Origin of the sequence: Bradyrhizobium sp. (genome assembly GCF_019244115.1) — a bacterium.
Classification (GTDB): domain Bacteria; phylum Pseudomonadota; class Alphaproteobacteria; order Rhizobiales; family Xanthobacteraceae; genus Bradyrhizobium.
Window position 1 is genome coordinate 1 of the sequence record NZ_JAFATE010000517.1, and the last position, 7673, is coordinate 7673.

Sequence of the window (7673 nt, forward strand, 5' to 3'; positions counted from 1 at the left end):
TCTCGCCATTGTTGCCTCCGCTCAAGCCATCGGCCGGTTGATCTGTTGCGCGCGTGCAACTGCCCGCCGTGCTGCGGCAGTGATCGCGTCCGGTGTGATGTTGAACTTTTGGTAGAGCACGCTCGCGGGCGCCGACGCGCCAAAGCCGGTCATGCCGACGAACTCGCCATGCTCGCCGATCCAGCGCGGCCAATCACCGAGAACCGCGGCCTCGATGCCGACACATGGTGCCGTCCCGAGCACGGCCGCGCGATAATCGGCCGGCTGTTCGGCAAACAGATCGAAGCACGGCGCGGACACCACGGCCGCGCGAACCTTCGCGTCGGCCAGCAACCGCGCGGCTTCAAGCGCGAGGGAGACCTCGGATCCTGTCGCGATCAGGGTGACATCGCGTCCATCGTCCGGCTCCGCGACGACATAGGCGCCGCGCGCCACCAGATTGGCTGACGTCACGGCAGCGCGGATCGCGGGCACCGCCTGGCGCGAGAGGCACAGCACCGAGGGCGAGGTCTCGGCGCGCAGCGCGCAGTCCCAGGCTTCCGCGGTCTCGACCGCGTCGGCCGGCCGGAACACGAGCAGATTGGGAATCGCGCGCAGCGCCGCGAGATGCTCGACCGGCTGGTGCGTCGGCCCATCCTCGCCGAGACCGATGGAGTCGTGGGTCATGACATGGATGACGCGGATGCCCATCAGCGCGGCGAGCCGGAGCGCCGGCCGGCTGTAATCAGCAAACGCCAGAAACGTGCCGCCATAGGGAATGAAGCCGCCGTGCAGCGCGATGCCGTTCATCGCGGCCGCCATCGCGTGCTCGCGGACGCCGTAATGGATGTAGCTACCCGAAAATTGTCCGGGTGCGACTGGCATTTGCGTCCTGGCTTTGGTCAGATTCGAATGTGTCAGGTCGGCCGAACCGCCCAGAAGGTTAGGCAGGACTTGCGCGATCGTGTCGATCACCTGCTGCGAAGCCTGACGCGTCGCGAGCGATGGCTGCTCCGCGACCAGGCGCGTGATCAACTGCGACATGGCCTCTTCATATGCAGCAGGCAGCCTTCTATTCAGCGCATCATGAAACGCCGACCGGCCACCGGCGCACAAGTGCCTTGCGCGATCCTTCCAGGCCTGGCGCGCCGCGCGCCCGCGATCGCCGGCCTCGCGCCAGCGCGCGAGCACCGCAGGTGGAACCTCGAATGGCGGATGCGGCCAGTTCAGCGCAGCGCGCGTCTTCGCCCCTTCGTCGACGCCGAGCGGCGCGCCATGCGCCTTTTCCGACCCCTGCCGCCCGGGGGAGCCGTATCCGATCCTGGTGCGGCAGGCGATCAGCGATGGCTGCTCGCTGCTCCGCGCCCGCTCGATCGCCGCCGCAATCGCCTGCGGATCGTGGCCGTCGATGCGAGCGACCGACCAGCCCGACGCGGCAAAACGCACGAGCTGATCGTCGGAGCAGGCCAGCGAGGTCGCGCCGTCGATGGAGATGGAATTGTCATCGAACAGCACGATCAGGCGGTTGAGCCGCAGATGACCGGCCAGCGAAATCGCCTCGTGACTGATGCCTTCCATCAGGCAGCCGTCGCCCGCGATCACATAGGTGAAGTGATCGACGAGCTCGTCGCCAAAGCGCGCATTCATCATCCGCTCTGACATCGCCATGCCGACCGCGGTCGCAAGACCCTGGCCAAGCGGGCCGGTCGTGGTCTCGACACCCGGCGTGTGGCCATATTCGGGATGGCCGGGGCTCTTCGACCCCCATTGCCGGAATTGTTTGAGCTGCTCCAGCGTGACGTCCTCATAGCCGGTGAGATACAGCAGCGCATAAAGCAGCATCGAGCCGTGGCCGGCCGACAGCACAAAACGGTCGCGGTCGGGCCATTGCGGGTCGGCTGGATCGAATTTCAGAAAGCGGCTGAACAGGACGGTTGCGACATCGGCCATGCCCATGGGCATGCCGGGATGACCCGAGCCCGCCTTCTCCACCGCATCGATGGCAAGGAAGCGTACGGCGTTGGCGAGGTCAGCATGGGACACCACCCGCTGCACGGCAGCGGTCTGGAGCGAAATATTCACGTCTTCCTCCTATCCGTATGCAGGGCTGTCGAACTTGGCCGATGCTGCCGCAGACTGGCTGTGAGTTGTGTTGTCTGTCGGTGCCACCCCTTCGTCATGGCCGGCCTTGTGCCGGGCATCCACGTCTTACCTTCCCGGTGCATCAAAGACGTGGATGGCCGGGACAAGCCCGGCCATGACGAGCCGGAGATATGCCGGTTCACTTCGCGTTCCTCCTGCGCTCGATCAGCTGCATGATCAGCGGCGTCAGGATGAGCTGCATCGCGAGGTCGAGCTTCGATCCGTGAGCAACGATCGAGTTCGCGCGCGACATGAAGCTGTTGGGCAGCATCGACAGCAGGTAGGGGAAATCGATGCCGCGCGGGTTCTTGAAGCGGATCACGACCATCGATTCGTCAGGGGTCGGAATCCAGCGCGCGATGAAGGGATTCGACGTATCGACTTTCGGCACGCGCTGGAAGTTGATGTCGGTTTCGGTGAACTGCGGACAGATGTAGTGGATGTAGTCCGGCATCCGCCGCAGGATCGTGTCGGTCACGGCTTCCGTGGAATAGCCGCGCGCGCTGCGATCGCGATGCAGTTTCTGGATCCATTCGAGATTGATCACCGGCACCACGCCGATCTTCAGATCGGCGTACTTTGCGACATTGACCCTGTCGGTCACGACGGCGCCATGCAGCCCCTCGTAGAACAACAGATCGGAATCTTCGGGCAGCGCGCGCCAGGACGTGAACGTTCCCGGGGCCGCGCCGTGGCGCGCGGCCTCCTCTTCGTCATGGATGTAATGGCGCGTGGTGGCCGTGCCGCACTCGCCATAGTCGCGAAAGGCCTTTTCGAGCTCCTCGAACAAATTGGTCTCGGGGCTGAAATGGCTAAAGTGCCGATTGCCGCGCTCAGCCTCGAGCGCCATCTGCTGCCGCATCTCGGCACGGTCGTAGCGATGGAAGGCATCGCCCTCGATGTAGGCGGCGTTGACCTTCTCGCGAAAAAAAATCTGCTCGAAGGTGCGCTTGACCGACGTGGTGCCTGCGCCGGACGAGCCTGTGATCGAGATGATCGGGTGCTTGCGCGACATGACGTTTCCCTAGACCCGAAAGAAGCCGCGATGCGCGAACAGCGGCGCGCTCGAGCAGGCGTCGAGCTCGGGCCCCGCATGAAGCTGCTCGATGCGCCTGACCTGCTCTGATGATCCCAGGATCAGCGGCACGCGCTGATGCAGGGTGTCCGGCACGAGATCGAGAATGCGCGCGCGCCCGGTCGATGCGACGCCGCCGGCCTGCTCGACGATGAACGCCATCGGATGCGCCTCATAGACCAGCCGCAAGCGCCCGTTGCCGTAGCCCGCGCGGTCGTCGGCCGGGTAGAGAAAGACGCCGCCCCGATTGAGGATGCGATAGACCTCGGCGACCAGCGAGGCGATCCAGCGCATGTTGAAGTCCTGCTCGGCCGGCCCTTCGCGACCTGCCAGGCATTCGTCGATGAAGGCGCGGACCGGCGGATCCCAGTGGCGCCGGTTCGAGGCGTTGATCGCGAACTCGTTCGCATCGGCTGGGATCTGCACCCGCTCGCGGCTGAGCTTGAAGGTCGCGTCCGCCGGGTCGAGGGCAAAGATGTCGACGCCGTCGCCGAGCGTCAGGACGAGCGAGGTCTGCGGTCCATAGACGGCAAAGCCCGCCGCGATCTGCTCGCTGCCGCGGCGGCGGAAGGCCTGCGACATCTCCCGCGGCGCGGGCGTGATCGAAAAGATCGTCCCGACACTCATGTTCAGATCGAGATTGGAGGAGCCATCCAGCGGATCGACCGCCACGCCGAGCCGTGACGCCGGGTCATAAAACTCCGGCTTGGCCATCTCCTCGGAGGCAAACGCCGCGATGGAGGCGGAGGCCAGCGCGCGACGGATCAGCCAGTCGGCGCAGACATCGAGGTCCTTCTGCGCGTCGCCGTCGGTATTGGTGCCGAGAATGATATCGGCCGGCGATACGCCGCCGCGGGCGAGACGGCTGATCTCGATGCAGGCCGTCGCGATGGCATCGACCGCCGTCGCGACCGAGCAGCCCAAAGGCCCGCTCTCGGAATGCCGCTCAAGGTATTCTCCCAGGGTCGTCAGACCCGAAGCCTGCCTCACCATGTCCATTTCCCCACCTCGGCACCGCTGACGGTGCCGCAAATGGAGATTGACCCAGGTCTTGAAATAAGAGAATTTTAAAAATCTAATAGCCTAGGAAGATTTTCCTTATATGCCCCAGCACCTGCGGAATGTGACGATCCGGCAGTTGCGCGCGCTGGCCGCGGTCGCCGAATGCGGCAGTGTCACCGCCGCCTCCAACCAGCTTGGACTGACGCAGCCGGCGGTGACCCAGCAGTTGCATCAGTTGCAGCAGCAGGTCGGGCTGCCGGTGGTGCAGCGGACCGGCGAGGGCATGCTGCTGACCGATGCCGGGCGCGAGGTGCTGCAGCTCAGCCAACGAATCGAAGCCGCGATCAAGAACTGCCAGCAGTCGCTGGATATGATGGCGGGACGCGCCGGCGGCTCGGTCTCGATCGGCGCGGTGAGCACCGCAAAGTACATCGTGCCGCATGCGATTGCCGCGTTCTCGCGGCTGCATCCGAAAATCGATCTAAAGCTGTCGATCGGCAATCGCGGCGAGATCCGCCAGGCCATGCACGGCTATGATCTCGATTTTGCGGTGATGGGCCGACCGCCCGAGGACGTCGAGGTGGAGGCGCATCTGATCGGCGACCACCCCCATGTGATCGTCGCGGCGAAGACCCATTGGCTTGCGAAGGACTCCGGTCTTGCGGTCGCCGATCTCTCGCACGAGACGTTTCTGACCCGCGAGCAGGGTTCTGGGACGCGGATCCTGATGGAAGGCTTTTTCAACAAGGCGGAGTTTCTGCCGCATATCGGCATGGAGATGAGCAGCAACGAGACCATCAAGCAGGCGGTCATCGCCGGTCTCGGCATCGCCTTCATTTCCGCCCACACCATCGCGGCCGAACTCGAAGACGGCCGGCTGGTCATGCTCGACGTCGCCGGCATTCCCGTGGTCCGGCAATGGTTCGTGGTGAAACGGCGCGACAAGATCTTGTTGCCGCCGGCGCAGGCGCTGCTTGATTTCCTGCGCTCCGAGGGGGCGAAATTCCTTCCCGTAATGCCCAGGCATGTCTAAGCGATGAGTCTTGGTTCGATCGGCGCCGCGCCGAAGGTGCGCCCCCGCTCCCCCGTTCTTACGGGGAGAGGGTCGGGGTGAGCGGCACCCGCTGGCACTGAGCTTGTGGAGAGTCCCCCTCGCCCGGATCGCGCAAGCGCGATCCGACCTCTCCCCGCAAGCGGGGCGAGGTGAACCGCACACGCGGAGAGACCGATTGAACCAAGCTTTGTCGCGACGTCACCGCGTCACCTCGCCGACCGACCACGGCAAGGTCTGGCCGCCCTGGAACACCACGACCTCCGTGTCTTCGACGGCGACGGCTGCGAGGACAGGAGACTCGCGCCGCTCCAGTGTGATGGTGCCACCATTGAGTTCGAGACCGTAGAACCGCGCGCCGTTGACCGAAGCAAAGGCCTCGAAGCGATCGAGCGCGCACTCTTCGTCGAAAACCTGCAGATAGGTCTGCAGCGCGGTGGCGCCGCCGAAAATGCCCGCCGAGCAGCACTCGGCCTCCTTCGCGGTCCGGCGATGCGGCGCCGTGTCGGTACCGATGAAGAAGCAGGGCTCGCCCGAGGTCGCGGCCTTGCGCAGCGCCAGGCGATGGTGCTCGCGCTTGGCGACCGGCAGGCAATAGAGATGCGGCCGCAAGCCGCCCTGGAAGATCGAGCTGCGGTTGATGACGAGATGATGCGGCGTGATGGTGCCGGCGGCGCGCGATACGTGCGCGCGCACGATGTCGGCGGTCTCCGCGGTCGTGACATGTTCGATCACGATTTTCAGGCCCGGATGCCGCTTCAGCAGCGGCAGCAGGCTCTGTTCCATGAACGCGGCTTCACGGTCGAAAATGTCGACATCGGGATCGGTCGATTCGCCGTGGATCAGGACCGGCATGCCGATCGTCTCCATGCGCTCGAACACGGGTGCCAGCGCGGGAATGTCGGTGACGCCGAAATGGGCGTTGGTGGTGGCACCCGCGGGATAGAGTTTTGCGGCGACCCAGACGCCGTCGCGAAATCCGCGCTCGATCTCGTCCCGATCGGCCGCATCGGTCAGGTAGCAGGTCATCAGCGGCTGGAAGTCGGAGCCGTCGGGGCGCGCCTTCAGGATGCGCTCGCGATAGCCGCGCGCCATGGCGACGCTGGTCACCGGCGGCATCAGGTTCGGCATGATGACGCCGCGCGCGAACTGCGCCGCTGTGAACGGCAGCACCGCCTCGAGCATCGCGCCGTCGCGCAGATGAACGTGGAAATCATCGGGCCGTCGGATCGTGATCCGTTCCACCCGGCTCGTGCCGCTGACGTGCTCGAACAGTTCGGTAACGCTCATTCTGCAGCCTCTTTGAACCGGTCCGCATTAGCGCGATTCCGGCGGAAAAATCATCCAAAATTCGCCGTGCGGGTGCCCGGGGAGTGCGGCCTGATCCGGGTCATCCGAGGAGTGCCCTGGGGGAAAGCCCGGGACGGACGCAGATTTGCCTTGAGCCGCGGGTTGTTCCATAGCATTGGCGGCGGGAGCAACTCTTGTGCTGAAACGCATGCCGGCCTCTCCGAAGCGCACCAACGATCCCGAGCGGACCAAGCGTGATATCGTCGCGGTGGCGACCGAGGAGTTCGCCTCGCAGGGCTATTCCGGCGCGCGCGTCGATGCGATCGCGGCGCGCACCCGCACCTCGAAGCGGATGATCTACTATTATTTCGGCGGCAAGGAGCAGCTCTATCTCGCCGTGCTCGCGGAAGCCTATCGCAGCATCCGCACGCTGGAAAGCCAGCTCGACATCGACAGCTGCGACGCGCGCGAAGCGCTACGCCGTCTGATCGAGGCGACCTTCGATCATGATGAGCAGAACCCGAGCTTCATTCGCCTGGTCAGCATCGAGAACATCCATCATGGCAAGCATCTCAAGCAGCATCCGGAGCTGCGCCGGCTCAATGCCAGCGTGATCGCGACGCTCGAAAAGATCCTGCAGCGCGGCCGCGCCGAGCGCGTGTTTCGCGCCGACGTCGATCCGGTCGACCTGCATCTTGCGATCAGTTCCTACTGCTTCTTTCGCGTCGCCAACCGCCACAGCTTTGGTGCGCTGTTCGACCGCGACCTGAGCGAGCCAAAGGTCCGCGCCCGCAGCCGCCAGCAGATCGTCGACATGATTCTGGCCTGGCTGTCGGCGGTGAAGACTTGACCCTACCGCTTCATACGACGGCTCTCTCCTCTCATCCCCGGGGAGCGCGCTCTTGCGCGCGTCTCGAAGGATGAGGCCCCAGAGGCCACTGTCCGGGCCTCATGGTTCGAGACGCCGCGCAAAGGCGCGGCTCCTCGCCATGAGGGTCTCAGTCCGGAAATAACGTCATCGAGGCGCATCACGCAAGCGATGCGCCTCGATGTGCCAATGCGGCAACGTAATCGCAGGCCGCGGCTACTCGGAGCGGTCCGAGGTCCAGCCCTTGTAGTCCTTGACGTTGTCGC

General features: G+C 64.8%; 6 protein-coding genes. 2 read left to right on the plus strand and 4 right to left on the minus strand.

Translation table 11 applies throughout. The annotated features are described in order from the left end of the window. Positions 1–21: 21 nt before the first annotated feature. The 3 genes from tkt to JOZ76_RS22975 all read right to left on the minus strand — a co-directional run bounded on the left by tkt (position 22) and on the right by JOZ76_RS22975 (position 4189). Entirely contained in the window at positions 22–2055 is a 2034-nt protein-coding gene (gene tkt / locus JOZ76_RS22965) for a transketolase (protein ID WP_291702202.1), read from the minus strand. 205 nt (positions 2056–2260) lie between these two features. Then, entirely contained in the window at positions 2261–3136 is an 876-nt protein-coding gene (locus JOZ76_RS22970) for a phosphoribulokinase (RefSeq protein ID WP_291702192.1), read from the minus strand. Positions 3137–3145: 9 nt separating this feature from the next. Then, entirely contained in the window at positions 3146–4189 is a 1044-nt protein-coding gene (locus JOZ76_RS22975; RefSeq protein WP_291702194.1) for a class 1 fructose-bisphosphatase, read from the minus strand. Between the two features lie 109 nt (positions 4190–4298). Between JOZ76_RS22975 and JOZ76_RS22980 the strand changes: the two genes are divergently transcribed. Further along, positions 4299–5231 carry a LysR family transcriptional regulator gene (locus JOZ76_RS22980; protein ID WP_291702196.1) on the plus strand — a complete coding sequence of 311 codons (933 nt, stop codon included), beginning with the start codon at positions 4299–4301 and terminating at the stop codon, positions 5229–5231. A gap of 219 nt (positions 5232–5450) precedes the next feature. Here the strand turns inward: JOZ76_RS22980 and pyrC are convergent, their stop codons facing one another. Beyond that, complete coding sequence (gene pyrC, locus JOZ76_RS22985) at positions 5451–6539, minus strand: dihydroorotase (protein ID WP_291702198.1); 1089 nt, start codon at positions 6537–6539, stop codon at positions 5451–5453. Between the two features lie 196 nt (positions 6540–6735). On the opposite strand from pyrC, the gene JOZ76_RS22990 reads away from it, so the two are divergent. Next, a complete protein-coding gene (locus JOZ76_RS22990) occupies positions 6736–7389 on the plus strand; it encodes a TetR/AcrR family transcriptional regulator (protein ID WP_291702200.1) in 654 nt (217 codons plus the stop codon). Positions 7390–7673 lie beyond the last annotated feature (284 nt).